Origin of the sequence: Sphingomonas sp. ABOLE, assembly GCF_003950455.1 — a bacterium.
Lineage (GTDB): Bacteria > Pseudomonadota > Alphaproteobacteria > Sphingomonadales > Sphingomonadaceae > Sphingomonas > Sphingomonas trueperi.
The window spans coordinates 61,205-86,027 of the sequence record NZ_QQWY01000019.1; the positions used below are offsets into that span (position 1 = coordinate 61,205).

A 24,823-nucleotide genomic window follows, 5' to 3' on the forward strand; every position below is an offset into this window, starting at 1 on the left:
GCCCTAGCCGAGCAGGTGCTGACCGCCATCGACCGGAATGATCGTGCCGGTGATATGGCGGCCGGCATCGCTCACCAGAAAGGCGGCGAGCCCTCCGACATCCTCGATGGTCACGAGCTGGTGCTGCGGGACCGTCGCCGCGGCCCGTTCGAGCAGCTCGTCGAAGCGGTCGATGCCGCTGGCAGCGCGGGTCGCGATCGGGCCTGGCGAGATCGCATGGGCGCGAATGCCCTTGGGGCCAAGCTCAGCCGCGACATAGCGGGTCGCGCTTTCGAGGGCCGCTTTGACCGGCCCCATCAGGTTGTAGTGCTCGACCACCCGCTCCGACCCGTAGAAGGTGACGCACAGCAGGCAGCCGCCATCCGACATCAGCGGCTCGGCGAGACGCGCCATGCGCAGGAAGCTGTGGCACGAGACGTCCATCGCCAGCGCGAAGCCTTCGGCCGAGCTGTCGACGACGCGGCCGTGCAAATCCTCCTTCGGCGCGAAAGCGATCGAGTGAAGCAGGAAATCGAGGCCGCCCCATTCGGACTTCACCCGCTCGAACAGGGCCTCCACTTCGCCCGGCACCCGGACATCGCACGCGGCGAGCCATTCGACTCCCAGGGTCTCCGCGACGGGCGCCACGAACGGCTCGGCCTTTCCGTTGAGATAGGTCGCCGCCAGTCTCGCCCCACAGTCGTGAAAGGCCTGGGCGCAACCCGCCGCGATGCTATGCGCGTTGGCGATACCGATCACCAGGCCGCGCTTGCCAGTAAGATCGACGAGAGGTTTCATGCTTTCGGCTCCTCACGCAGCAGATCGGCGGCGTGGATAGCGATCATCCTTTCCTCATCGGTCGGGATGACGCGGACGGCGACACGGCTGGACGGCGCGCTGATGACTGCATCTCCTCGGAGGTTCGCGTCCGCGTCGAGGTCCACGCCGAGCCAGCCGAGCCGACCGGCGACGCGGGCGCGAATTTCAGGCGAATTCTCGCCGATCCCGGCAGTGAACACGAATGTGTCGAGACCCCCGAGCGAGGACGCGAGAGCGCCGGCCTGGCGCGCGATCTGCCAGACGAAGAGCTCGATCGCTTCCCCAGCGGCGGGCGTTTCGCTGCCGAGAAGCGCGCGCATGTCGCTGGAGACGCCGGACACGCCCAAAAGGCCGGACTCACTGTAGAGGAGATGCTCGACTTCACGCGCCGTCATGCCCCTCTGCTGGAAAAGATAGAGCACCGCGCCCGGGTCGAGCGCGCCGCAGCGCGTACCCATCACCAGCCCGTCGAGCGCGGTGAACCCCATCGTCGTGTCGATGCTGCGCCCCCCGGCCATCGCGCAAAGGCTGGCCCCGTTGCCGAGATGCGCGGCGATCGTGCGGCCACCGCCTGTATCGGGATCGATCGAACGCAGCTGCCGCGCGATATATTCGTAGGAGATGCCGTGAAAACCGTAGCGCCGCATGCCCTCTTCGCCAAGCGCGCGCGGCAGCGCGAGGCGCGTCGCGATCGGGGGCTGGCCATGATGGAAGCCGGTGTCGAAGCAGGCGACTTGCAGCACAGCGGGGCGCAGCCTGGAGACGGCGCGGACCGCGGCGAGATTATGGGGCTGATGCAATGGCGCCAGTGGGCAAAGCGCCTCGAGCGCGGCGAGGAGTGGCGCGTCGACCCGCGCCGGCGCTGAATAGTCGGTGCCGCCATGAACGATCCGATGGCCGACCGCGATCAGATCGTCGCCGACCGAGGCTTCGATCTCCCGCAGCAAATCCTCGAGCAGCGTCTCGTGCGTGATCGTGCCGTCTTTCGTCCAGCGCCGCTCGGCAAGGACATCCCCCTTCGCATCGCGCGCGATCAGGTGCGGCTCAAGGCCGATATTCTCGATCTTGCCGCTCGCCAGCAAAGAGGGCTCATCAGTGCCCGGCTCGGCGTAGAGCGCGAACTTAAGGCTCGACGAACCGGCGTTGAGGCACAGGATTTCAGCCATCGCGGCGCTGTCCCGCAACGCCGGGAGCCGCCTTGGTCGCAGCCCGCGCCAGCAGCACCGCGAGCGCGCAGGAGGCGAGGCGCGTGCGCACGCTGTCTGCCCGGCTGGTGAGGATGATCGGAGCGCGCGCGCCGAGCACCACGCCTGCGGCATCGGCGCCGCCCAGGAAGGTCAGCTGCTTTGCGAGCATGTTGCCGGCCTCCAGATCGGGCACCAGCAGGATGTCCGCCTGGCCGGCGACCGGCGAGACGATACTTTTCTCGCGCACGGCCGCCTCGCTGATCGCATTATCGAGGGCGAGCGGGCCATCGAGCAGCGCGCCTTCGATCTGGCCCCGGTCCGCCATCTTGCAGAGCGCCGCGGCATCCAATGTGGTGCGCATTTTCGGATTGACCGTTTCGACGGCGGCGAGGATCGCGACCCTGGGCTGTTCGATCCCGATCACATGGGCAAGGTCGATCGCGTTGCGCGCGATGTCGGCCTTGTCCTCAAGCGTCGGCTCGATGTTGATCGCGGCGTCGGTGATGATGAGCGGGCGCGGATAGCCGGGCACGTCCATCACATAGGCGTGGCTGATCCTGCGTTCGGTCCGAAGGCCCGTGTCGGACGATACGACCGCGCCCATGAGCTCGTCAGTATGAAGCGAGCCCTTCATCAGCAGCGCGGCTTCGCCGGCCCGCACGCGCGCGACGGCTTCGGCGGCGGCGGCGTGGCTGTGCGGGACGTCGATCACCCGGAAGGCCGCAATATCGACACCGGCGTCCTTCGCCGCATTCGTCATACGCGCCGCAGGGCCGATGAGAATCGGAACGACGATGCCGGCGTCGGCGGCCTCAGCCACTGCGCGCATGGCGTCGGCGCTGCACGGATGGACCACGGCCGTGACGCACGCAGATCCGTCCTTGGCGCGCGCCATCAACTGGCGGAAGCGGTCGTGGCTGGCGATCCGCACGTCGGGAAGCGGCATGCGGGGCCGGCTGACTTTCTCGGTGGGCGCCTTGACCTCGGCCTGGCCGCTGATGACGGTCTCGCCCTTCTGGTTCACACAGGTGCAGTCGAGAACGATGACATGATGCTCGGCGCGCTTCTGCGCGACGGTGACGCAGGCCGTGATGGTGTCGCCGACGCCCACCGGGCGGGTGAAGCGAAGCGATTGGCCGAGATAGATCGCACCGGGCCCTGGCAGCTCGGTTCCCAGGATCGCCGAGATGAGCCCCGCGCCCCACATGCCATGAGCGATGACCCTGTGGAACATGTCCGTTTCGGCATAGACAGGGTCGAGATGCGCCGGATTCACGTCGCCTGACACCGCCGCGAAGAGCTGGATGTCGTCGGCGGTCAGCGTGCGGGTGAGGCTGGCCGTATCGCCGACGGCGATCTCGTCGAACGTGCGGTTCTCGATGAGGTTGGCGGCGGCCATGGCTCAGCGCTCCAGCACGTAGCGCCCGGGGGCATCACCGAGCGGCGGATAGTTCCGTTCGGGCGCGCCCATCGCCGGTGGGGCCGCCGCCTCGCCCGAGTGCGATCCAAGCCATGAACTCCATTCCGGCCACCACGACCCTTCGCGCACCTCGGCCCGCTCCAGCCAGGCATCGGGACCTGGCGCCGGGCCATCCTGCATCCGTGTCGCGATGCGATAATGGCGATGAGGATGCCCGGGCTCGGAGACGATCCCGGCATTGTGGCCACCGCTCGTCAGCACGAAGCGGATCTCCGCGCCCGTCAGCATGTGGAGCTTGTGGGTCGAGCGCCACGGCGCGACATGGTCGGTTTCCGTGCCCACCATGAAGATCGGCATGCTCAGCCCCGAGAGCGAGACCGGGTGGCCGCCGGCCTCGTAGCGCCCTTCGGACAGGTCATTGTCGAGGAACAGGCGCCGAAGATATTGCGCGTGCATGGCATAGGGCATGCGGGTGCCGTCGGCGTTCCATGCCATGAGGTCGGTCATCGGCTCGCGCTCGCCCATGAGATAGGTCGAGAGGATGCGCGACCAGAGCAGATCGTTGGACCGCAGCATCTGGAAGGCGCCGCCCATCTGGCTGCTGTCGAGAAAGCCGCGCGCCCACATCATCGCATCGATCAGGTTGATCTCCGCCTCGTCGATGAACAGACCAAGTTCGCCCGGCTCGCTGAACTCGGTCTGGGCGGCGAACAGCGTCACGCTCGCCAGACGCTCATCTTCATCGCGCGCCATCGCGGCCGCGGTGATGGCGAGCAGCGTGCCGCCGATACAATAGCCGGCCGCGTGGATCTTCTCGGTGCCGGTAATCACCTGGATGACATCCACGGCGGCCATCGGCCCAAGCAGGCGATAATCCTCCATGTCGAGATCGCGGTCGGCGCTGTCGGGATTGTGCCAGGAGATGCAGAACACGGTGTAGCCCTGCCCGACCAGCCAGCGGATGAGCGAATTTTCCGGCGACAGGTCGAGGATGTAATATTTCATGATCCATGCCGGCACGATCAGTATCGGCTCCGGACGCACCGTCTCGGTTGCGGGCGCATATTGGATCAGTTCCATGACCCTGTTGCGAAACACGACCTTGCCAGCCGTGGCTGCGACCTTCTCGCCGACCCGATAGGCCTCCGTGCCCGCTGCGGGCTCCCCGCGTACCAGGCGTTCCAGGTCGTCGCAAAAAAATCGCGCACCCTCGACAAGGCATTGTCCTCCGGTTTCGAGGATGCGCTGCTGGAGCACGGGGTTGGTCGGGATGAAATTGGTCGGGGACACCATGTCGAGCATCTGGCGGGTCGCGAACTCGACGATCGCTTCGTGGTGCCCGGTGACGCCGCTCACGCCGGTCGTCGCGGCATGCCACCATTGCTGCTGGAGCAGGAAGGCCTGCTCGATCAGGTCGAACGGATGGCGCTTCCAGGCTGCGTCGGCGAAGCGCCGATCCTGGGGCAGCGGATTGATCGCCGGCTCGGGATCGCTGCCGGATGCGCTGCGCATGGCATAGTCGGCGAGCCGCATCAGCTTGCGCCCGCCCTTGGCGGCGAGCTGCAGCTGCCTGCCTGGCGAGCAGAGAATGTGCGTCCACCAGTCGGAAAAAGACTGCGCCAAAGTGGCGGGCGACTGGCCTGAAGTCAGCTGCGCGATGGCGGCGAAGCTCGACCGATCCAGCGTCGTGGCCAGACCGTCCAACGGGTCAGGGATATTGCTTCGACTCTGCACATTTTCGCTCCTGCTGCGGTGCAACAAGCCCTGAAGCGCAGGAAGCCTCTGCGCACTCCGTAGTCCTACGGAGGGATTGCCTCGCATATGCCAGCCCCAGAAGTCAGAGCTCAGCACGACATTGCTGTATGAAAAGCGGCCAAATACGATCAGGAGGCTCAGTGCGGTCGCCCGGGCGAGCCAGCTATCCCGCCGAACCAGTCCCGCAATACCGGCGAAAGGGTCTGCGGGTTGCCGCCGATATGGCGAAGATCCTCCGCCAGCAGTGGCGGGCGGACTGCGAGGAAATATATCGCGAGGCCCGTCGTGAGAATGCCAAGTGCGATCAGCACCCCGGCCGCCAGAGCGGGTCTGGTCCGAGAGGCGGCCGGCGCTAACATTTTCTGTCGAGACTCAGTTCGGCGATGATGGGACAATCTGGCCGCTCGTCGCCATGACAGCGCTCGGCGAGATCGACGAGGGTCTCGCGCAGGGTCGTCAGCGCTTCGGCCTTGCGCTGCAATTCCTCCGCCCGCGCCAACGCGACCCGCTTTACATCGGCGCTGCTGCGGCCCGTGTCGGCCCACAGGCCGAGCAGGGTCCGGATCTCCTCGATCGGAAAACCGAGATCGCGGGCATTGGCGATGAACCGCAGGCGATGGAGGTCACTCTCGCCATAGTCGCGATAACCCGCTCCCCGGCGCGGCGGCGCCGGGATGAGGCCGATCTTCTCATAATGGCGGATCATCCGCTCCGAGACCCCGCTTTGCTTCGACGCCTCCCCGATGTTCACAGCGCTTTCCGGTTGAGGCGCAGCGCGTTGGTGACCACGCTGACCGAGGAGAGCGCCATGGCGGCGGCCGCGATGATCGGCGAGAGCAGGATGCCGAACAGCGGATAGAGCGCGCCCGCCGCCACCGGCACCCCGGCGACATTGTAGATGAAGGCGAAGACCAGGTTCTGGCGGATGTTGGACATGGTCGCCTGGCTCAGCCGCCGTGCCCGCACGATGCCCATGAGATCGCCCTTGAGCAGCGTCACGCCCGCGCTCTCGATCGCGACGTCGGTGCCCGAGCCCATGGCAATACCGACATCGGCGGCAGCCAGTGCGGGGGCGTCGTTGACCCCGTCGCCGGCCATCGCCACCACGCGCCCCTCGCTCTTCAACCGCGCGACGACGGCACTCTTCTGGTCGGGCAGTACCTCGGCTTCGACATCGTCAATGCCGAGCCGCCTTGCCACCGCCTCTGCTGTGGTGCGGTTGTCGCCGGTCAACATCACCACGCGAATGCCTTCGGCCTTGAGTGCGGCCAGGGCCTCCGGCGTCGTCTGCTTCACGGGATCGGCGATTGCAAAGGCGCCGCCGACGGTGCCGTCGACGCCGATGAAGATCGCGGTGGCGCCATCCCGGCGCAGGGCGTCGGCCTGCTCCGCCAGCGCGTCGGTTGCTATGCCCTCTTCCGAGAGGAACCGCGCATTACCGAGCACGATCCGGCGGCCGTCGACGGTGCCGAGCGCGCCGCGTCCGGTGGGGGAATCGAAGTCGGTGAGGTCGCTCGTGGGGATGCCGCGATCCTTCGCGGCCTCGACGATCGCCAGCGCGAGCGGATGCTCGGAGGCCCGCTCGACCGAGGCGGCAAGCCGCAGCAGTTCGGCTTCGTCGAAGCCGGGCGCCGGCACGATCTGGGTGACGGCAGGCCGGCCTTCGGTCAGCGTGCCTGTCTTGTCGACGACGAGCGTGTCGACCTTCTCCATATGCTCGAGCGCTTCGGCATTCTTGATAAGGACGCCGAGTCCGGCGCCGCGGCCGACGCCCACCATGATCGACATCGGCGTGGCGAGACCCAGTGCACAGGGACAGGCGATGATCAGCACGGCGACCGCCGCCACCAGCCCATAGGCGAAGCGCGGCTCGGGGCCCCAGATACCCCAGGCGATAAACGCGACCACCGCAACCGCGATGACCACGGGCACGAACCAGCCCGACACCTGATCGGCCATGCGCTGGATCGGCGCGCGCGAGCGCTGCGCCTCGGCGACCATCTGGACAATCCGCGCAAGCATGGTGTCGCGTCCGACCTTGTCGGCGACGATCACCAGCGCACCGGTCTGGTTGAGCGTGCCGCCGATCACCGTGTCGGCCTTGGCCTTGGTGACGGGCATGGATTCACCGGTGACCATCGACTCGTCGAGCGAGGAGCGGCCGTCCTCGACTACGCCGTCGACCGGCACCTTCTCGCCCGGCCGCACGCGCAGGCGGTCGCCGACCGCGACCAGATCGAGACTGATCTCCTCTTCGCTCCCGTCGGCGGCGATCCGGCGCGCGGTCTTGGGCGCGAGGTTGAGCAGCGCCTTGATCGCGCCCGAGGTCCGCTCACGCGCGCGCAGTTCGAGCACCTGGCCGAGCAGCACGAGAACGGTGATCACCGCGGCGGCCTCGAAATAGACGGCAACCATGCCGTCCTCGCCGCGGAAGGCAGGCGGGAACAGCTGAGGCGCGAGCGTCGCGACGACGCTGTAGATCCAGGCGACCCCCGTCCCCATCGCGATCAGGGTGAACATGTTGAGGTTGCGGGTCTTGAGCGAGGCCCAGCCACGCTCGAAGAACGGCCAGCCCGCCCAGAGCACGACAGGCGTCGCCAGCACGAACTGGATCCATACCGAGGTCGACATCGGCACGAGGCGATGGATCACAGGAAACAGGTGCGCCCCCATCTCGAGGATCAGCACCGGCAGGGCCAGCACCAGGCCAACCCAGAAACGCCGCGTGAAATCGACCAGCTCGTGGCTGGGACCGCTGTCGGCGGTCACGGTCGCGGGTTCGAGCGCCATGCCGCAGATCGGACAGGACCCGGGATGGTCCTGCCGGATCTCGGGATGCATAGGGCAGGTCCAGATCGTGCCCACGGGCGCTGCGAACGGCGGTGCCGGCGGGCCGAGATAGCGCTCGGGATCGGCGATGAACTTTGCCCGGCAGCCCGCGCTGCAGAAATGATAGCGTTCACCGCCATGATCGGCATGGTGCGCGGTGGTCGCCGGATCGACGGTCATGCCACAGACCGGGTCCTTGATGCCGGTCGCCGCTTTCGCGCCGCCGTGGCCGCCGCAGCAACCGCCGCCATGCGCCGCTCCATGTGTCTCGTTCATCGCCTTGCTCCTTTCGACGCCTGACGATCTAGGGTCTGACACCGTGTCAGGGTCAATACGTAATCGCCTAAGCGGCCAAATCGGCGTACCCGGTCGCTCGGCCGGGATCAGCCAAGGTCGTTCGCAACCGTAAGGCCCTGGGCCTGCGCCGGTCGATGCGCGGTAAGCAATTCGATCGCGCCGGTGATGGTCAAGAGCCGAAACGTCTCGGCCACATGCCTGAAGCCGGCCGCCGCGATCAGGCCGGGGAGCACGCCGTCGGCGTTGGGTCGGGTATCATCGATGCCATCGAGTCGCTGCACGGTCAGGCGAAAGGCGAGCCGCATGAGACCGTGCTGGCGGCCATAATCTGCGATCACCAGGCGGCCACCCGGGCGCAGCATGGCGAACATGGCGCGCAGGGTTGCCGCCTTCTCCCTGACCGGCATCTGATGCAGCACGAGACTCGATACGACAGCGTCGGCGGTGCCCGGGGCCACGTCCCTGGCAAATCCCTGACGCCAGTCGATATCGGCCTGCCGCGCAGCGGCCTTGTGCCGCGCGATGTCGAGCGCCTCGGCATCGGGATCGAGACCGATCACCTGCGTCCTGGGCTCGGCTTGCTTGAGCATCAGCGCGAAGCTGCCGGTGCCACAGCCGACGTCGACGACCGTCTCACCGGCTTTGGGCGCCAGGGCGGCGAGCATGGCGGCACGCCACCGCTTCTCCCGCGTCCACAGGCGGATCGCGCGATCATAGTCTTTCGTCGATCCGGTCCCGAGCGGCGGGGTGTAGGATTGCATTGGCTTCTCCCAACGCGAGGCGTCCGAAACGATAAGCTACATCGACATGGGCGGCGATAGTGTCCCCAGCCAGGCGACGAGCCCGAGAATGACGATCGCAAGCCCGCCTTCGACGAAGAGGCTCGCGCGCAACAGCGCCTGCGCCCGTGGCGCGTCCTCTTCCTCGATCGCCTGTGCCAGTGCCGGGGTCAGGCGGTAGCGGTTGAGCGCGGCAAGGCCCAGCATGCCCCCAAACAGCACCAGCTTGGCGATGAGCAGCAGGCCGTAGCTCGACTGACCGAGCGAGGCGATGTTGCCCGGGCCGACCAGAAACCAGCCGTTCACCGTCCCGGTCAGGATCAGCAGGGCGACGATGATCGTGCCGACGAGGGAGAAACCCCGCAGGGCTTCCTCGGCCAGTGTGACCTGGTCCATGTCTTCAGCGGCGACATCATCGGTTGCGAGCCTGGGAAGAACCAGCGCGAGGAAGGCGGCAAGCGCGCCGACCCAGGCGCCGGCGGCGAGCAGATGGATGAGATCGGCCAGCAGTTGCAGCCAGCCCGCCTCGCCTTCGCCGGCCGCGCCATGCCCGCTCCAGGCGAGGGTCGCGAGCGCGACCGCGCCCGCCAGAGTGGAGGCGATGAAGGCAGGACGGGATTGCCGGCGATAGAAGGGGATGCAGAGCAGAAGAACGAGGAGCGCGACGAGGCGCGCCTTCAGCGCCGTTCCCATGGAAGTGCCGTTGAACAGCTCTGCGACCATGGAAAGATCAGGCTGGGCGAGTGGCAGCCCGGTCATCGCCGCAGCCTGCAACGCGAACCCCAGCGCCGACAGCAGGAGGGCGAGACAGGCGAGACCGGCCACCATTGCCGCCATCGGCAGATGCCGCTGCACCATCCGGCCGCCGCCGGGCGCATAGAGCGCGAACAGCGGCAGGCCGAACAGCAGGCCGAGATCGACGTAGAGCGCCCAGCGGACGGCGACGAGTGCCACGTCGTTCATGGCGTCACTTGACGGTAAAGGCGAGATTGCCCTGGATGCGGTGCGTGTCGGTCGAGACGACGTGCCAGGCGACCTGATAGCTGCCCGCCATGAGCGGCTTGGCGAGCGTCAGCACGAGCGTCTTGTCGCCTTCGACGGACGTCTTGAAGCCGGTTACCGTCATGCGGTGGTTGGGCATGCCGGGCATGCCGGTCATCACGATCTCGGCGCCCGACAGCTTCGGCATCAGACCTTCACTGAAGGTGAGCGTTATACGCGACGGCGCCGGGACGCTGGCGTTGGCGGCGGGCGTCGAGGACACGAGCTTGGGATGGGCGTAGGCCGGAGCAGAAACACTCAGGCCGACGGCGGCGATGGCTGCGAGCGGCGAAAAGAAGCGCATTTGGACATTCTCCTGTCAGTGACATGAGAGAATACGCAGCCGCGACCTGCACCCCTCGCAATTTTCTTTTTGTTCCCGGACAAGGGTTAGAAGACCACCCTGCGTATTGAGAAGAGAAGACGGAGAAACATCATGGACCACCTCGACGACATGCTCAGCCGGTTGCGGGAAGCCCCCCTCGATCCCCGGCTTGCCGGGCTGGACAGCCGCGTCATGGCCGAGATCGCCCGGCTCCAGGCCATGCCGCGCCTGAGCGCCACGACCTTCGGTGTCGCAGCCGCGGTCGCGCTCTTCATCGGCATCGCCGGTTCCGCGGTGCCAGTGCGTTCGGCAGATGCTGCGGCATCGCCCTTCGACGCGCGGCTCGCGCTCGCTCCTTCGACGCTGCTGAGCGCGCAATGATGCGCGATCGCCGCGGCCTTCTCCTTCTCGTGCTGCTGACGTTTGTTGCGGCAGTAGCGGGGGTCGTGATCGGCCGGCTCTATGTCGTGCCGGCGCCCCCTGTCGAGAATGAGCTGCACGACCTGCTCCATCGCGATCTCAAGCTGGATAGCGCGCAACATGCACGGCTCGAGGCTATCGAAGCCCGCTACGCCATCCGCCGACAGGCCCTGGAAGCGGAACTGCGCGCCGACAATGCATGGCTCGCGCAGGCCATCAGGTCGGAACATGGCTATGGGCCTCAGGTCTCCGCCGCCGTCGACCGGTCACACCAGGCGATGGGCGCGCTGCAGAAGGAAACGCTCGAGCATATCTTCGCGATGCGTGCGGTGCTCCGCCCCGACCAGACGGTGAAGTTCGACGACGCCGTCGTGAAAGCGCTGACGGCCGAGAAAAAATGACGCTCCACCTCCCCGACTGCTCGGACGGGGAGCTTGCGGCTCTGGCGCTGGGGGGCCGGCAAGCGGCCTATGGCGAGCTGGTCCGCCGGCATCAGGGCTGGGTACACCGTCTCGTGCGCAGCCATGTCGGTAGCCCCGACGAGGCGCTCGACGTCACTCAGGCGAGCTTCGTGGCCGCCTTTTCCGCGCTCAGCCGCTATGATGGGACGCGGCCCTTCCCGGTCTGGATGTCGCGGATCGTCATCAACAAATGCCACGACTGGCGCCGTCGCCGTGCGGTCCGCAATTTCTTTTCCTTCGCCCTTCCTCTGGGCGAAGCCGAACATATCGTCGACGACGCCCCCTCGGCCGACCGCGCCCTGGATGCCGAACAGCAACTCGCCGAGGCGATGACGGCGATCGCCGCCCTGCCCGCCTCGCTCAAGGACACGCTCATCCTGCGGACGATCGACGAGAAATCGGAAGCCGAAACCGCCGAGATCCTCGGCATCTCCCAGAAGGCCGTCGAGACCCGCCTCTACCGCGCCCGGGCGCGCCTCGCGGAAAGTTTGAAGAAAGTTTGAGGGGCAGGCGGGTGGGCTGCGTATTTCCAATAGGTCCGCCCTCTTTCCGCAAGCTGAGACAAACCGAATGATTTCTGCCCTCGACCGCCGCCAGTTCCTTCGCGGCGCGGCCCTCGCCGGTGGTGGCGCCGCATTATCAGCCTGGCTGCCTGCCTGGGCGCAGACCATCTCGCCGGGGATGCGACCGACGCTACCGACCGTGTCGGGCGAAGACATCACGCTGACCATCGCCCGGCAGTCGATGAGCATCGACGGGCGCCAGTTCCGCGCAATCGGTCTCAACGGCACGGTCCCCGCCCCGCTGATCCGGCTGCGCGAAGGCCAGCGCGTGCGGCTCAACGTCGTCAATCAACTCGAGGAGGACAGCTCGATCCACTGGCACGGGCTGATCCTGCCGGCCAATATGGACGGCGTGCCGGGCGTGTCTTTTCCGGGCATCAAGCCGGGATCGAACTACCTCTACCAGTTCCCCGTCGTGCAAAGCGGCACCTACTGGTATCACAGCCATTCGGGCCTGCAGGAGCAGGAAGGCCATTACGGCCCGATCATCATCGACCCCGCCGGTGCCGATCCGGTCGCCTATGACCGCGAGCATGTCATCGTGCTCGCCGATCACAGCGCACTCTCGCCGCAGGCGATCTTCCGGCGTCTCAAGGTCAACCCCGGCCATTTCAACTTCCAGCGCCAGACGCTGGCCGGGCTGCTCTCGGGCAAGGACCAGCCACTCAAGGACCGGCTCGACTGGGGCCAGATGCGGATGGACCCCGCCGACATCTCCGATGTCACCGGATCGACCTACACCTATCTCGTCAATGGCCATGGTCCGATGGACAACTGGACCGCGCTCTTCACCCCGGGCGAGCGGGTGCGGCTGCGCGTCATCAATGCGTCGGCGATGACCACCTTCAACGTCCGCGTACCCGGCCTGCCGCTCAGCATCGTCCAGGCCGACGGGCAGAATGTGGTGCCCGTCACCGTCGACGAGTTCCAGATCGGTGTCGCCGAGACCTACGACGTCGTTGTCAGCCCAGGCGAGGACAAGGCCTATACTCTTGTCGGCGAGGCCATCGACCGCTCGGGTATGGCGCGTGCCACGCTCGCGCCGCGCGCCGGCATGGCTGGCGAGGTGCCTCCCTTACGCAAACGGCCGCTCGCCGACATGAAGGACATGGGCATGGACATGTCCTCGATGCCGGGCATGGAAGGCATGGACATGTCGGGCGGCGCTATGCGGGGCGTCGATCCGACGGCCGAGAAGAACGCGTCCGCGCGCCTCGCGACCGGCGCGGCGGCAGCGATGGCGACCATGGACAACAGCGCCATGGCGGGCATGGACCATTCGGGGATGGATCATTCCGCGATGAGCGGGATGGATCATGGATCGATGGCCGGCATGGACCACGGCGCGATGGGCGCCGATGGCCAGATGGCGGGCATGGATCATGGCGGGCACGCGATGGGTTCGATGAAGATGCGCGACTTCTCGAACGCGCCGCAGGTGAAGCGCGATCCGAGCGTCCAGACCATCTCGCCGATGCCCGTCGACCGCACCGGCGAGCCCGGCCAGGGCCTCACCGACGTCGGCCACAAGGTGCTCGTCTACAAGGATCTGATGGCGCTCGAGCGCAATCCAGACGTGCGCGCGCCGAGCCGCAGCATCGACATCCACCTCACCGGCAACATGGAGCGGTTCATGTGGTCGTTCGACGGCGAGAAAATGTCGGACCATCACGAGCCGATCCCGTTCATCGAAGGCGAGCGGGTGCGCGTCAATCTCATCAACGACACGATGATGGGGCATCCGATCCACATCCACGGCCATTTCTTCGAGCTGGTGACCGGGCATGGCGACCATGCGCCGCGCAAGCACACCGTCATCGTCCAGCCCGGCGGCAAGGTGAGCTGGGACTTCACCGCCGACGCGGTCGGGGACTGGGCCTTCCACTGCCATCTCCTCTACCACATGCATGCAGGGATGATGCGGGTCGTGAGCGTGCGTCCGAAGGGAGACGCGCAATGACCCGCATCCTCACGCCGCTGGTGAGCGCGATCGCCCTTCTCGCCGCCGCACCCGCCTTTGCCCAGGATCATTCGATGCACGACATGCCCGGCATGGCGCCGCCGGGCGGGGCGCGGCCGGCGCAGGAGAAAAAGAAGGACAAGGCCGCCGCGCCGCGCCCCAAGCCCACTGCCAGGCCGCGCGCTCAGAAGCCAGCGCCGGACACCATGCCGGCAATGGACCATTCGCAGCACCAGACCACTCCCGCGGCGCAAGCAAATGCGGCCGGTCAGCCGCAATCCACGTCTCCCGCAATGCCGGAGATGCCGGGCATGGACCACTCCCAGCATCAGGACGGCGCGATGCCCGACATGCCCGGGATGGACCATGCGCAGCATGGCCAGACAGCGACGCCGGGAACGCCCGCCATGCCCGGCATGCAAATGACCGGCACCGCACTTCCGGCCGGCAATGCGCCCCCGCCGCCGCCCCCAGGCGACCACTTCGCCGATCGGGATTTTCCCGGCGGCGAGATGGCGCGCTCGCGCGACATCATGATGAAGGACAGCGGCGGCAACAATTTCGGGCAGGTGCTGCTCAACCTGTTCGAGTATCAGGCGCATAGCGGCCGCGATGGCTATCGCTGGGATGGCGAAGGCTTTTACGGCGGCGACATCAACCGCCTCTGGCTCAAGAGCGAGGGCGAAGGCGAGTTCGGCCGCGGCATCGACAGCGCCGAGGTGCAGGTGCTCTACAGCCGGGCCATCGACCCCTATTTCAATCTTCAGGGCGGTATCCGCCAGGACTTCGGCCGCGGGCCCGACCGCACCTACGCGACGATCGGCGTCGAGGGCCTGGCTCCTGGCATGTTCGAGGTCGAAGGCGCGCTGTTCCTCTCGACCAAGGGCGATGTTCTGGGCCGGGTCGAGGGCTATTACGACCAGCGCATCACCCAGCGCCTGATCTTGCAGCCGCGCGCCGAGGTCAATTTCGCCGCGCAGGATATTCCGGAGAACGACATCGGTTCGGGGCTGGTCAACATAGAGCTCGGCGCGCGCCTGCGCTACGAATTCAGCCGCCAGTTCGCACCTTACATCGGCGTTTCCTATCTGCGCAAAGCCGGAGACACGGCGCGGCTGTCGAGGCTTGCGGGCGAGGACGTCCATGCCACCAGCTTCGTCGCCGGCGTTCGCTTCTGGTTTTAGCATCAGGACGGCTGATGGCGGGGGCGAACAAGAGAGCGGGGCGTTACACTCATACCCAGGTCGGCCGGCGCCGAGCGAAGGAGATACGCCATGGACCATTCGTCCCACATGAACACCCGGAAGATGGGTGCCTATTGGAGCCTTGCCGTTCAGACCGTCATCAGCGGCGTCATCATGTATCTGGTGATGTTCGTCATGATCGACGGGCTCGACAGCTTCTACAACAACCTCAACATGCTCTACATGACGCTGATGATGGTCGCACCGATGGTGGTGCTGATGATCCTCGCCATGCGACACATGTTCGTGTCGAAGGCCGCCAACATCGCGCTGATCGCCGCGTCGCTGGTCGCCTTCTTCGGCAGCTTTGCACTCATCCGCACCCAGACCACGATCGGCGACACGGCCTTTCTGCGCTCGATGATCCCGCATCATTCCGGGGCGATCCTGATGTGCCAGGAAGCAAAGCTCAGCGATCCGGAAGTCATCCGGCTTTGCGAAGCGATCAAGCGCTCGCAGCGGCAGGAAATCGACGAGATGAAGGCCATACTCGCGCGGCGCTGAGTGGCACGGTCGGGCTACGCCCGGATACGTGCGCCCGGCCAGGTATGTGAGCCGGCCGATGGTCGACACGAGGCGCGGGGCGGACGAGATTGCCAGGGAGGTGGTGCGGCTTGCGCCGTTGTTCCTGCGACAGGCTGGCGGCCATGTCCTGACGCTGCTCGATCCTGCCGGGATCGTGCTGAGCTATAATGAAGAAGGCGAGCGTGCCGAATGCTGGCCCCTCGATCGCGTCCTGGGACAGCCCCATGACCTGTTCTACCCGCCCGACGAGATTGCGGCCGGCCGCCCGTGCGCAGACCTGGCGGCCGCCCTTCACGAAGGCACGCTGGAGCGCGAAGCGTGGCGGGTCTGCGAGAACGGAGCGGAGTATCTCGCGCGCCTGACGATCAGCGCCCTGTTCGAAGGCGACGCACATCGAGGCTTTGCCTGCATCAGTCGCGATGTCACCGACGAGGCGGCGGTCCGGGCGTCAATCGAGACCCGCGAGCAGCATCTCCAGTCGATCCTGGCGACCGTCCCCGATGCGATGATCATCATCGACGAGACCGGCGACATCACGTCGTTCAGCGCGGCCGCCCAACGCCTGTTCGGCTATTCGGAAACCGAGCTCGTCGGCCGCAACGTCTCCTGCCTGATGCCCCAGCCCGATCGCGACCGGCATGACGAATATATCGCGCATTATCTCCAGACCGGCGAGCGCCGGATCATCGGCCTCGGCCGCGTCGTGGTCGGCCAGCGCCGCGACGGCTCGACCTTCCCGATGCAGCTGTCGGTTGGCGAGGCCGGTGAAGACGGGCAGCGGTTGTTCACCGGCTTCATCCGGGATCTCACCGCCAAGGAGCAGGATGAGCTCAGGCTCAAGGAACTGCAGGCAGAGCTGGTCCATGTCTCCCGGCTGAGCGCGATGGGCACGATGGCCTCGACCCTCGCGCATGAGCTCAACCAGCCGCTTGCCGCGGTCGCGCTCTATCTCGAGACGATCCGCGACATGCTCGACGAGCGGGACGACGAACCCTTCGTGTCGCTACGGTCGGTGATGGATGATGCGGCACAGGAAACGCTGCGGGCCGGCCATATCGTCCGGCGCCTGCGCGATTTCGTCGCCCGCGGCGAGGTCGACAAGAGCCTCCACGATCTGCCGCAGGTTGTCGCCGAGGCGAGCGAGCTCGCGCTGGTCGGTGCACGCGAGCGCGGCATCCGCAGCTTCTTCGCGGTCGATCCCGCCGCGACGCCGGTTCTCGTCGACAGGGTGCAGATCCAGCAGGTGCTGGTCAACCTGATGCGCAACGCCATCGAGGCGATGGCGGCGTGTCCTGTTCGCGACCTCAAGGTAGCGACCAGGTTGCGCCCTGACGGGCTGATCGAGGTGACCGTGGAGGATACCGGCCCCGGCATCGCCGACGAGGTCCGGGAGCAGCTCTTCACGGCGTTCAAGTCGACAAAGGCCGACGGCATGGGCCTCGGCCTTTCGATCTGCCGGACCATCATCGAAGCGCATGGGGGCCGTATCTGGATGGAGCGCCCCGACCGCGGCGGCGCGCGCTTTCATTTTACCTTGATCCATGCGCGGGCGGAGGAGGAACATGGGGGATAGACGCGTCATCCATCTGGTCGACGACGAGGAGAGCATCCGCAAGGCGGCGAGCTTTGCGCTCAAGACCGCGGGCTACGACGTCGTGACCTATGCCTCGGGCGTGGAGTTTCTCAAGGAGGCGAAGTCGGCGGCCGTCGGCTGCGTCATCCTCGACGTGCGCATGCCCGAGATGGACGGTCTCGAGATTCAGGCCGCCATGGCAGCACGCGGGGTCAATATGCCGGTCATCGTCCTGACCGGCCATGGCGACGTGTCGGTTGCGGTGCAGGCCATGAAAGGCGGCGCGGTCGACTTTCTCGAGAAGCCCTTCGAGAAAGCCGCCCTGCTCGGCGCCGTCAGCCGCGCGTTCGCGCGTCTCGACGATGTCGACCTTCGCACTCTGGAAACCTCTGAAGCCGGCGTGCGGGTCGCTGCACTGACGCCCCGGGAGCGTGAAGTGATGGAAGGGCTGGCGAACGGCCTGCCCAATAAGACGATCGCCTATGACCTGGGCTGTTCATCGCGAACGGTCGAGGTCCATCGCGCGAGCCTGATGGCCAAGCTCGAGGTCCGCAATTTGTCCGAAGCCCTGCGGATCGCCTTTGCCGCGGGCATGGGCCGCAAGCCGAAGTGACTGCGACCTCTACGTAGCGACGGGACGAGGCGCGATATGCGATCGATGGTGCAATCGTCACACGGGTGTCCGCTTCTCGCAATGCCATCGGTCCGTTCCACTCAGCATGATGGCAGATACACCATCCTCGTCTCCGACGACGATCCCGGCGTGCGGCGTGGCCTCCAGCTGCTGCTGAGATCGCGCGGCTATGCCGTGTGGGGATATACGACCGGCCACGCGCTGTTGGCCGACCCCCGCGCGAAGGAGGCAGACTGCGTCATCCTCGACTATCGCATGCCCGACATCGACGGATTCGCGATGCTGCGTCACCTTCGCGAGATCGGATGGTCGGGACGCGCGATCATGATCTCAGGCTTTCATGACACGCTGCTGGCCTCGCGGGCCGCTGAGGCGGGCTTCGATCATGTTCTCGCAAAGCCGCTGATCGGCAGGGCTTTGCTCGAAGCGTTGGACCGGCACCGCATCGAGACGCTTCGAAAGCATTGAATTGTGGCGGCCGGCCCCCGGCAGCCTCAGCCCGGCGCGATGTGGAAAGCCGATCTGCGCCGTCAGACTCTTCGATGCAGGTTCGGGACAGCCCATCCCCGATTTGAGCGAGGCACAAATCCGCGCCGCCGCTCGGCGCATCTACAGCGGCACCGGGGACATCGTCGCAGCCCGGCTGCTGACGACGGCGCCACTGGAAATGCAGGCGCGCAAGCCTCCCTATTGGCAGGTCGAATTCGATGCCTGGAACCGGCCAACCCTGTATCTCTCTCCGCAGACCGGTGAGCTGATCTCGCGCCGCCATGCGCTGTGGCGCGTGTTCGATTTCGCGTGGATGCTGCACATCATGGACTATGACGATCGCTCCGACGTCAACAATCCGCTGCTGCGCGTGGCGACCTGGAGTGCCCTTGCCATGGCGCTGGCCGGGGCTTGGCTGCTGCTTTGGTCGTTCCCGCGGCGCAGGAAGAAGGCATGAAGAAAATCCGGTTCACCCCGCTCATTTTTCGGCGCATCCACAAATGGGTCGGCCTGATCCTGGGCGTGCAGTTTCTCCTTTGGGCTCTGAGCGGCTCGATGATGGCCTTGCTCGATCAGGAGAAGGTCGGCGGACACAGTGCGCAGGCCAGCCATCAGCACGCCCTACCTGCCGGTGACTATATTGCGCCGGCAAAGCTCGCTCTTGATGGTCCCGTGCTCGGCATCGCCTTGCGGTCCCTTGCCACACGCCCCGTCTACGAGCTTCGATCCACCACGGGCACGCGGCTAATCGACGCGACGAGCGGCGCCCCGGTTCGGGTCGACGAGCAGGTCGCGCGCGACGTCGCGACGATGGTGAATGAAGCACCGATCCGCAAGGCAACGTTGCTCGCCGAACCGAATGTGGAAGCGCGCGAGCACGAAGGCACCATGTGGCGACTGGATTTCGCGGACGCAGAGAACAGCAGCGCCTACATCTCCGCCGACACCGGCCGATTCCTGGTCATGCGCGGCGACACATGGCGCACCTGGGATTTCTTCTGGATGCTCCACAATATGGACTATATGAACCGCACCAGCTTCAATCACCCGCTGATCGTCTTCGTTGCGTTCGGTACTTTGTGGCTGTCGGGGACGGGCTTCTACCTGCTGTTTAAGAGCTTCAGTCGCGCCGACGTGCGATGGTTGCGGCGCAGGCGCAAATCGGCCGTCAAGTTGGGCGCGGGCTGATCGCTAGGTCCCAACAGAAAAAGCCGCCGATAGCTCGAACCGATTGCCCGGGTGCGTGAGCCAAGCGTGCGATACGAGACGTCCGCGACTCCAGGTTCTGCGCGTCATCATTAGCACTGGTTCTCCTTCAGCGAGGCCCAGCATTGTTCGCATGGCTGTATCCGGCATCGCCGCGCACACCCGGTGCTCTACTCGCTCGAGCGGGGCAACACGTGTCAGATATTCATTCGGCGTCGAGGCGCTGAAATCCCTCTCTCCGTAGCGTGGCGCAGCAGATGCCAGCACAAAGCGCTCCTCGACCTGAATTGGGAATTCGGTCTCGTGATGGACGATAAGCGAATGGAAGAGGCGCGTGCCCAAGCCGACTTCCAGCAGAGCTGCCCTTTCCGCATCAGCCCGTATCTCGATATTATAAATGACGCGCGCGCGATAGGCGTGGCCCCTGCCGCGCACCTCCTCCGCGATGTTGCGGATCTCGATCAGCTGCCCGATCGGCCGGGGCTCGGCGACAAAGCTGCCCCGCCCCGCCCGCCGTACCACGACACCGGCCGATTGCAGTTCCCGCAACGCCCGGTTTGCGGTCATGCGCGAGACTTTGAACGTCTCGACGAGCTCGGCCTCTGACGGCGTCTGGTCGCCGGGCTTCAGGCGACCTTCCCGGATGTCCTCGAAAATGCTGTCTTTGATCGCCACATAGCGAGGTTGCTTCTCCGCACCGGCAGCGTCGACCGCGGGTTCGCCCACAGAAGCAGCTTTCGTCCGGGGAGCGGATGCGCGGCTATGGGGGCGAGCGGGAGCATGCATCAAATGACTATACAGGTGGGGGCGAGCAAGTCCCAGTCATTCAAACAGGAAATCACCAGCGAGAGCCGAGGCGTGCGTGATCAATGCCGCGCGAAGACCTTCTGGCCCGAACTGCCGAACGACACCACCGCATAGGGTTGGCGGGCGGCGCCTGCCACTTCCATGCCCTCCGAGCCGATCGGCATCCCCGCCACCGCAATGCCTCTGACGCCTACGGGACGGGTTGCCAGCAGGCGCTTGATATCGGCGACCGGGACATGGCCCTCGATCAGATAGCCATCAACCATCGCGCTGTGGCAGGATGCCAGCGTGCCCGGCATGCCGGCCCTCCGCTGAAGCGCCCCGCGCGACGCATCGTCGCGCATGACGACCGTGCGGCCCAGCTTCGCGCGAAGCGCCTGGGCCCACTTCTCACAGCATCCACAACCCGGGTCCCGGTGGACGACGACATCATTCGCCGCAAGCGCTGCGCCGGGCAGGGCGAGGAACAGCAAGGCGGCAGAAAGACGGGTCTTCATGAACGGCTCCCGGAAGCATGCGATAGGGTTCCTAATGATCTATACGCATTGATGCCCCCTACCCCTCATCACGCTGAAGATTTCACGATGGCGCGCGGCCTCCAGGCGAGCGGCAAGGACACAAGCAGCGCCAGCGACAGACCACCAATCCCCCACAAGACTAAGTGCTGCGCCCCGGGAGCGACGACGGCGATCGCCAGCGGCGCGAGCGCCTGCCCGATGCTGGCGGCGGAATGCTGGAGACCGAGCTTCAGACCCGAAGGGGCTGCCGCACCGCTGATCCAGAAGCTGGTGACCAATCGAAGGGTTGCCGAGCTCCAGCCGGCAGCAACGATGATCCCACTGAGTTCGGCCATGCTCGCGGCGACAGGGAACAGGAAGAGCGCCGCAGCCAGCAGGCCGAGCGTCAGCCCCGCAAGCCGCCTCGGCATGGTCACCAGCCAATCGAGCCTCGCATGGAAGATCTGTGCTGCCAGCATGCCCAATCCGCAGAGACTGAGCATCCAGGCGATCTCTTCGCGGCTCAGCGAAATGACGCTCCGCGTCACCAGGAGATTGACATGCATCGCCGCCAGCCCGCCGCCCGCGACGATCGTGACGAAAAGCAGGATCAGCGTCGCGCCGAGCGTCGGCGCGGGCAGGTCTCCGCCATCGATGCAAGGTGCACACCAGCGCGGCAGACGCACGGCGCAAAGCGCCGCCCCGACGGCACCGATGCCGAAAGCGAGGATCATGAGGGGAGCGCGGGGCAGGATCGCGGCCGAGACCTCCGCCACCAGCGGACCGGCGAGATCGCCCAGAAACAAGAAGGCGGTCAGCCAGGTGAAGCGCCGCGCCTGGTCCGCGCGCTCGTTTGCGGCAAAGCTCGCGCAGAGCAAGCCCAACGGTATGATGGCGGCCGACGCCATCCCCGCCACCAGGCGCAATGCATAAAGCTCAGGCAGCCCGACGAGGCCGATCGGCGCGGTCACCAGGGCGAGGATGACCAGCGCTGCGCGCAACATCGCCCGATAGTCGACCCGGTCCGCGATCCAGCCCCAGAGCGGCGCCGCCAGCAAGGCTGCCAGGGGATGGACCGCGGTCAGGCTCGCGACATGAAAATCATGAGCGCTTGACGATAGCGCGCCACGAGCCGGGTCGACCAGTGCCGGAAGGAAGGCGAGAATGGCCGTCTGTCCCGCCGACGCCGCAGCCGCCGCGAGCAACAAGACGAAAAAGGAGGCCGGCCAGCGACCGTTGGCTTGCGATCCAGCCTTGTCACGCGGCGCGTTCGCGGTCGACCCCTCGAGTGGCCATCCGCGGATCACCACCAGGCGCGCAAGCCGATCACCAGCCTGTGTTCGGAAGGCCCTTCCCCGCGCAGGCGACGGAAATCGGCCGTGCCGTCAAATGCGCGCTCCCAGACGAAGCCGATATAGGGCGCGAACTTGCGCGACACCTCGTAGCGCAACCGTCCGCTCAGCTCGACATTGCTGAAGCCGCTGCCGAGCTGCCGATCGCTCGACCGCTTCGAATAGATATTGGTCTCCACCTGCGGCGTAAGGATCAACCGATTGGTGAACAAGACCTCATAGGACGCCTTGGCGCGCGCCGCGAGACGCCCATCGGTTCCTACATAGCCGGTGAGCTGGACGTCGAACCAATAGGGCGCCAGTCCCTCGACGCCGGCGGCCAGCCAGGTGGTCGCACCCTTGCCGAGATCCTGCCTGACCCCGAGCAGCGTGCCCCAGAACGGGTTCTTGCTGTGCCACCACAGCGCCTCGACGCTGCTCTCCGGATCGAGACGTTGGTCGCGGGAGTTCTTGAGCCCCTGGCTGCGCAGCCAGAGCTTGTCATTGTCCTGACCCTTGGTGACGAGCACGGTCCAGCCCACGCCCTGACCCTCGTTGCCGCTGGTGAACTCAAGCTCATCGACAAGTATCTTGGGGATTGAGAGCTTGTCGGCCATCTCATAGCCCGGCAGCGTCGAGTTGCGGTAGCCGTCGGCATAATCGTCCGAGTTGCGCGCGTCCGGCGGGGCCTGGCCGCCCTGCATCGAGCCCATGTCCATCGTGGCGCCGTTACCGGACGCCTTCGTGTCGGTCATATCCATGCCCGGCATGTCCATGCCCGCATGGTCCTGAGAGCCTTGCGCGGAAGGGGTGTGCTGAGCGGGAGTGGCCGTTTGGGCAGGGGTGGCGGCGGGCGACGGGGGCGAGGCATCCTGCGCGAGGGCGGGAGCCGTGATCGCCGGCGCCAGGAAGAGGGCAGCGCCAAGAGCGATGCCGCGCGAGGGGAAAATCCGGATCATGCGACCACCACCTCCCGGAACATGCCGGCCGCCATGTGATAGAGCAGATGGCAGTGGAAGGCCCATCGGCCCATGGCGTCGGCGGTGACGCGGAAGCTCACCCGCTGGGCGGGCTGGACCACGACCGTATGCTTGCGGACCTGGAAGGCGCCGTCCGGGCCTTCGACATCGCTCCACATGCCGTGCAGATGCATCGGATGCGCCATCATCGTGTCGTTGACGAAGGTGACGCGCAGCCGCTCGTTTGGCTTGAAATGAAGCGGCCTGGAATCGTTGAGCTTGATGCCGTCGAGCGACCAGATGAACCGTTCCATATTGCCCGTCAGATGCAGCTCGATGTCGCGCTCGGGCTCGCGCGGGTCGGGATCGCCGCCCGGCGTGCGCAGATCGGCCAGCGTCAGCACGCGCCAGCCGCGCCCGCGCAGCCCGGCGCCGGGATCGTCGAGATTGGTGCGCGGATAGTCGACGCGCATGTCGGTATTGGCGCCATATTCGGTGCGGGCGTGCCGTGCCCTGGCCGGCATCTCGGTCATGCCGTGCCCGGCATGCGCGTCGCCTCCCATTGCGCCCATCGTCGCCATCGCGCCCATCATGTCGACCGGCTCGAGCCAGGTCCGGGCATCGAGCGGCGGCACGGCTGCCGCCATGCCCGGGGCCGGTGCGATCGTGCCACGCGCATAGCCGCTCCGATCGATCGCCTGCGCGAAGATGGTGCGGGCGCCGCCCTCGGGCATGGTGAACTCGACGTCGTAGGTCTCGCCCGGGCCGATCCGGAATTCCTCGACCGTGACCGGCTCGACCGGCTGCCCGTCGGTCGATACGACCGTCAGCTCGACCCCGGGGATCCGCACGTCGAAGAACGTCGCCGTCCCCGCGCCGACGAAGCGCAGGCGCACGCGCTCGCCGGGCGCGGCGATACCGGTCCAGTTGCCGGCGGGCGGCGCGCCGTTCATCAGATAGGTGTAGGTCGCGGCAGAGACATCGCTGTAGTCGGTCGGGTTCATCCGCGAGCTGTTCCACATCCGCCGCCGCTCGAGCGCCTTGCCCAAGCCCATGGTGCCGACATCCTTGAGGAAATCGCCGGCGGTCGGCTGCGCAAAATTATAGTAGCTGCTCTGCTTCTTGAGATTGAGGAAGATCTGCAGCGGCGGCTCGTCCGACCAGTCGCTGAGCACGATGCAATAGTCGCGATCGGGCGCCCGCGCCGTCGGCACCTGTTTTGGCTCCACGATGATCGCTCCATAGAGTCCCGTCTGCTCGGCGAGCGTGTGAGCGTGATACCAGTAGGTTCCGCTCTGGCGGACCTCGAAGCGATAGGTGAAGGTCTCGCCCGGCGCGATGCCGGCAAAGCTGATGCCGGGCACGCCGTCCATCTCCGCCGGCACGATGATGCCGTGCCAATGGATGCTCGACATCTCCTTGAGGCCGTTGCGTACGCGCAGCGTGACCGTGTCGCCTTCGCGCAGGCGCAGGACCGGCGCGGGCACGCTGCCGTTCACGGCGGTCGCGATACGGCGTTTGCCGGTGAAGTTGACCGGCAGCTCGGCGATCTCGAGGTCGAACTCGGTCCCGCTCAGCTCAGCGGGCAAGGTTGGTGCGGATCGCGCGAGAAGCGCCGGGGCGAAACCGGCGACCGCGCCGCCGATCGCCAGCCCCTGGACGAAACGGCGCCGCGCGATCGGCCGGATATGTAAGGGAGACATGAACTGTACTTTCGCGAAGT

25 protein-coding genes are annotated in these 24,823 nt (G+C 66.3%); 11 read left to right on the top strand and 14 right to left on the bottom strand.

The genetic code is table 11. From position 1 onward, the window contains the following. Positions 1–3: 3 nt before the first annotated feature. The 9 genes from fabI to copC form a co-directional block, all read right to left on the bottom strand. Positions 4–777 carry an enoyl-ACP reductase FabI gene (gene fabI, locus CA234_RS13330; protein WP_037448018.1) on the bottom strand — a complete coding sequence of 258 codons (774 nt, stop codon included), beginning with the start codon at positions 775–777 and terminating at the stop codon, positions 4–6. Then, complete coding sequence (locus CA234_RS13335; RefSeq protein ID WP_037448015.1) at positions 774–1,964, bottom strand: acetate/propionate family kinase; 1,191 nt, start codon at positions 1,962–1,964, stop codon at positions 774–776. Before CA234_RS13335 ends, fabI begins: the two co-directional genes overlap by 4 nt. Next, the gene (locus CA234_RS13340; RefSeq protein WP_021245224.1) at positions 1,957–3,384 is read right to left on the bottom strand and encodes a bifunctional enoyl-CoA hydratase/phosphate acetyltransferase; all 1,428 of its coding nucleotides are present in this window, start codon (positions 3,382–3,384) and stop codon (positions 1,957–1,959) included. Before CA234_RS13340 ends, CA234_RS13335 begins: the two co-directional genes overlap by 8 nt. A gap of 3 nt (positions 3,385–3,387) precedes the next feature. Further along, on the bottom strand, positions 3,388–5,109 hold the full coding sequence (locus CA234_RS13345; RefSeq protein ID WP_037448009.1) for an alpha/beta fold hydrolase: 1,722 nt from the start codon (positions 5,107–5,109) through the stop codon (positions 3,388–3,390). 403 nt (positions 5,110–5,512) lie between these two features. Further along, the gene (gene cueR / locus CA234_RS13350; RefSeq protein ID WP_007406402.1) at positions 5,513–5,911 is read right to left on the bottom strand and encodes a Cu(I)-responsive transcriptional regulator; all 399 of its coding nucleotides are present in this window, start codon (positions 5,909–5,911) and stop codon (positions 5,513–5,515) included. Continuing rightward, positions 5,908–8,265 carry a heavy metal translocating P-type ATPase gene (locus tag CA234_RS13355; RefSeq protein ID WP_037448006.1) on the bottom strand — a complete coding sequence of 786 codons (2,358 nt, stop codon included), beginning with the start codon at positions 8,263–8,265 and terminating at the stop codon, positions 5,908–5,910. Before CA234_RS13355 ends, cueR begins: the two co-directional genes overlap by 4 nt. Before the next feature lie 107 nt (positions 8,266–8,372). Continuing rightward, a complete protein-coding gene (locus CA234_RS13360; protein ID WP_020820524.1) occupies positions 8,373–9,047 on the bottom strand; it encodes a class I SAM-dependent methyltransferase in 675 nt (224 codons plus the stop codon). Between the two features lie 36 nt (positions 9,048–9,083). Beyond that, entirely contained in the window at positions 9,084–10,028 is a 945-nt protein-coding gene (gene copD / locus CA234_RS13365) for a copper homeostasis membrane protein CopD (protein ID WP_037448002.1), read from the bottom strand. 4 nt (positions 10,029–10,032) lie between these two features. Then, positions 10,033–10,410: a copper homeostasis periplasmic binding protein CopC gene (gene copC / locus CA234_RS13370; RefSeq protein WP_037447999.1), complete on the bottom strand. Its 378-nt coding sequence runs from the start codon at positions 10,408–10,410 to the stop codon at positions 10,033–10,035. A gap of 132 nt (positions 10,411–10,542) precedes the next feature. On the opposite strand from copC, the gene CA234_RS13375 reads away from it, so the two are divergent. The 11 genes from CA234_RS13375 to CA234_RS13425 all read left to right on the top strand — a co-directional run bounded on the left by CA234_RS13375 (position 10,543) and on the right by CA234_RS13425 (position 19,488). Next, positions 10,543–10,812: a hypothetical protein gene (locus CA234_RS13375; RefSeq protein WP_037447996.1), complete on the top strand. Its 270-nt coding sequence runs from the start codon at positions 10,543–10,545 to the stop codon at positions 10,810–10,812. Then, the gene (locus CA234_RS13380) at positions 10,812–11,252 is read left to right on the top strand and encodes a periplasmic heavy metal sensor (RefSeq protein ID WP_026109207.1); all 441 of its coding nucleotides are present in this window, start codon (positions 10,812–10,814) and stop codon (positions 11,250–11,252) included. The genes CA234_RS13375 and CA234_RS13380 overlap by 1 nt, the downstream gene beginning before the upstream one ends. Further along, positions 11,249–11,815 carry an RNA polymerase sigma factor gene (locus tag CA234_RS13385; protein WP_017501305.1) on the top strand — a complete coding sequence of 189 codons (567 nt, stop codon included), beginning with the start codon at positions 11,249–11,251 and terminating at the stop codon, positions 11,813–11,815. The genes CA234_RS13380 and CA234_RS13385 overlap by 4 nt, the downstream gene beginning before the upstream one ends. Positions 11,816–11,882: 67 nt before the next feature. Further along, the gene (locus tag CA234_RS13390; protein ID WP_015449251.1) at positions 11,883–13,835 is read left to right on the top strand and encodes a copper resistance system multicopper oxidase; all 1,953 of its coding nucleotides are present in this window, start codon (positions 11,883–11,885) and stop codon (positions 13,833–13,835) included. Next, complete coding sequence (locus tag CA234_RS13395) at positions 13,832–15,019, top strand: copper resistance protein B (RefSeq protein WP_015449252.1); 1,188 nt, start codon at positions 13,832–13,834, stop codon at positions 15,017–15,019. Before CA234_RS13390 ends, CA234_RS13395 begins: the two co-directional genes overlap by 4 nt. Before the next feature lie 90 nt (positions 15,020–15,109). Continuing rightward, a complete protein-coding gene (locus tag CA234_RS13400) occupies positions 15,110–15,583 on the top strand; it encodes a DUF305 domain-containing protein (RefSeq protein WP_015449253.1) in 474 nt (157 codons plus the stop codon). Between the two features lie 58 nt (positions 15,584–15,641). Beyond that, the gene (locus CA234_RS13405) at positions 15,642–17,177 is read left to right on the top strand and encodes a PAS domain S-box protein (RefSeq protein WP_030089528.1); all 1,536 of its coding nucleotides are present in this window, start codon (positions 15,642–15,644) and stop codon (positions 17,175–17,177) included. Next, positions 17,167–17,790, top strand: a complete 624-nt coding sequence (locus tag CA234_RS13410; protein WP_037447987.1) for a response regulator — start codon at positions 17,167–17,169, stop codon at positions 17,788–17,790. The genes CA234_RS13405 and CA234_RS13410 overlap by 11 nt, the downstream gene beginning before the upstream one ends. A gap of 81 nt (positions 17,791–17,871) precedes the next feature. After that, a complete protein-coding gene (locus tag CA234_RS13415; protein ID WP_016743851.1) occupies positions 17,872–18,279 on the top strand; it encodes a response regulator in 408 nt (135 codons plus the stop codon). A gap of 103 nt (positions 18,280–18,382) precedes the next feature. Next, positions 18,383–18,757, top strand: coding sequence for a hypothetical protein (locus CA234_RS13420; protein ID WP_234703093.1), 375 nt, complete (start codon positions 18,383–18,385; stop codon positions 18,755–18,757). After that, the gene (locus CA234_RS13425; RefSeq protein WP_037447984.1) at positions 18,754–19,488 is read left to right on the top strand and encodes a PepSY domain-containing protein; all 735 of its coding nucleotides are present in this window, start codon (positions 18,754–18,756) and stop codon (positions 19,486–19,488) included. The genes CA234_RS13420 and CA234_RS13425 overlap by 4 nt, the downstream gene beginning before the upstream one ends. A gap of 3 nt (positions 19,489–19,491) precedes the next feature. Here CA234_RS13425 and hutC read toward each other — a convergent pair whose 3' ends face one another. From hutC to CA234_RS13450, 5 genes are all read right to left on the bottom strand, one after another. After that, entirely contained in the window at positions 19,492–20,181 is a 690-nt protein-coding gene (gene hutC / locus CA234_RS13430; protein ID WP_230588639.1) for a histidine utilization repressor, read from the bottom strand. A 191-nt stretch (positions 20,182–20,372) separates the two neighbouring features. Continuing rightward, entirely contained in the window at positions 20,373–20,810 is a 438-nt protein-coding gene (locus tag CA234_RS13435; RefSeq protein WP_004213035.1) for a DUF411 domain-containing protein, read from the bottom strand. A gap of 68 nt (positions 20,811–20,878) precedes the next feature. After that, on the bottom strand, positions 20,879–22,120 hold the full coding sequence (locus CA234_RS13440; RefSeq protein ID WP_015449261.1) for an MFS transporter: 1,242 nt from the start codon (positions 22,118–22,120) through the stop codon (positions 20,879–20,881). Continuing rightward, positions 22,114–23,100: a copper resistance protein B gene (locus tag CA234_RS13445; protein WP_015449262.1), complete on the bottom strand. Its 987-nt coding sequence runs from the start codon at positions 23,098–23,100 to the stop codon at positions 22,114–22,116. The genes CA234_RS13440 and CA234_RS13445 overlap by 7 nt, the downstream gene beginning before the upstream one ends. After that, positions 23,097–24,803, bottom strand: coding sequence for a copper resistance system multicopper oxidase (locus CA234_RS13450; protein ID WP_015449263.1), 1,707 nt, complete (start codon positions 24,801–24,803; stop codon positions 23,097–23,099). Before CA234_RS13450 ends, CA234_RS13445 begins: the two co-directional genes overlap by 4 nt. Positions 24,804–24,823 lie beyond the last annotated feature (20 nt).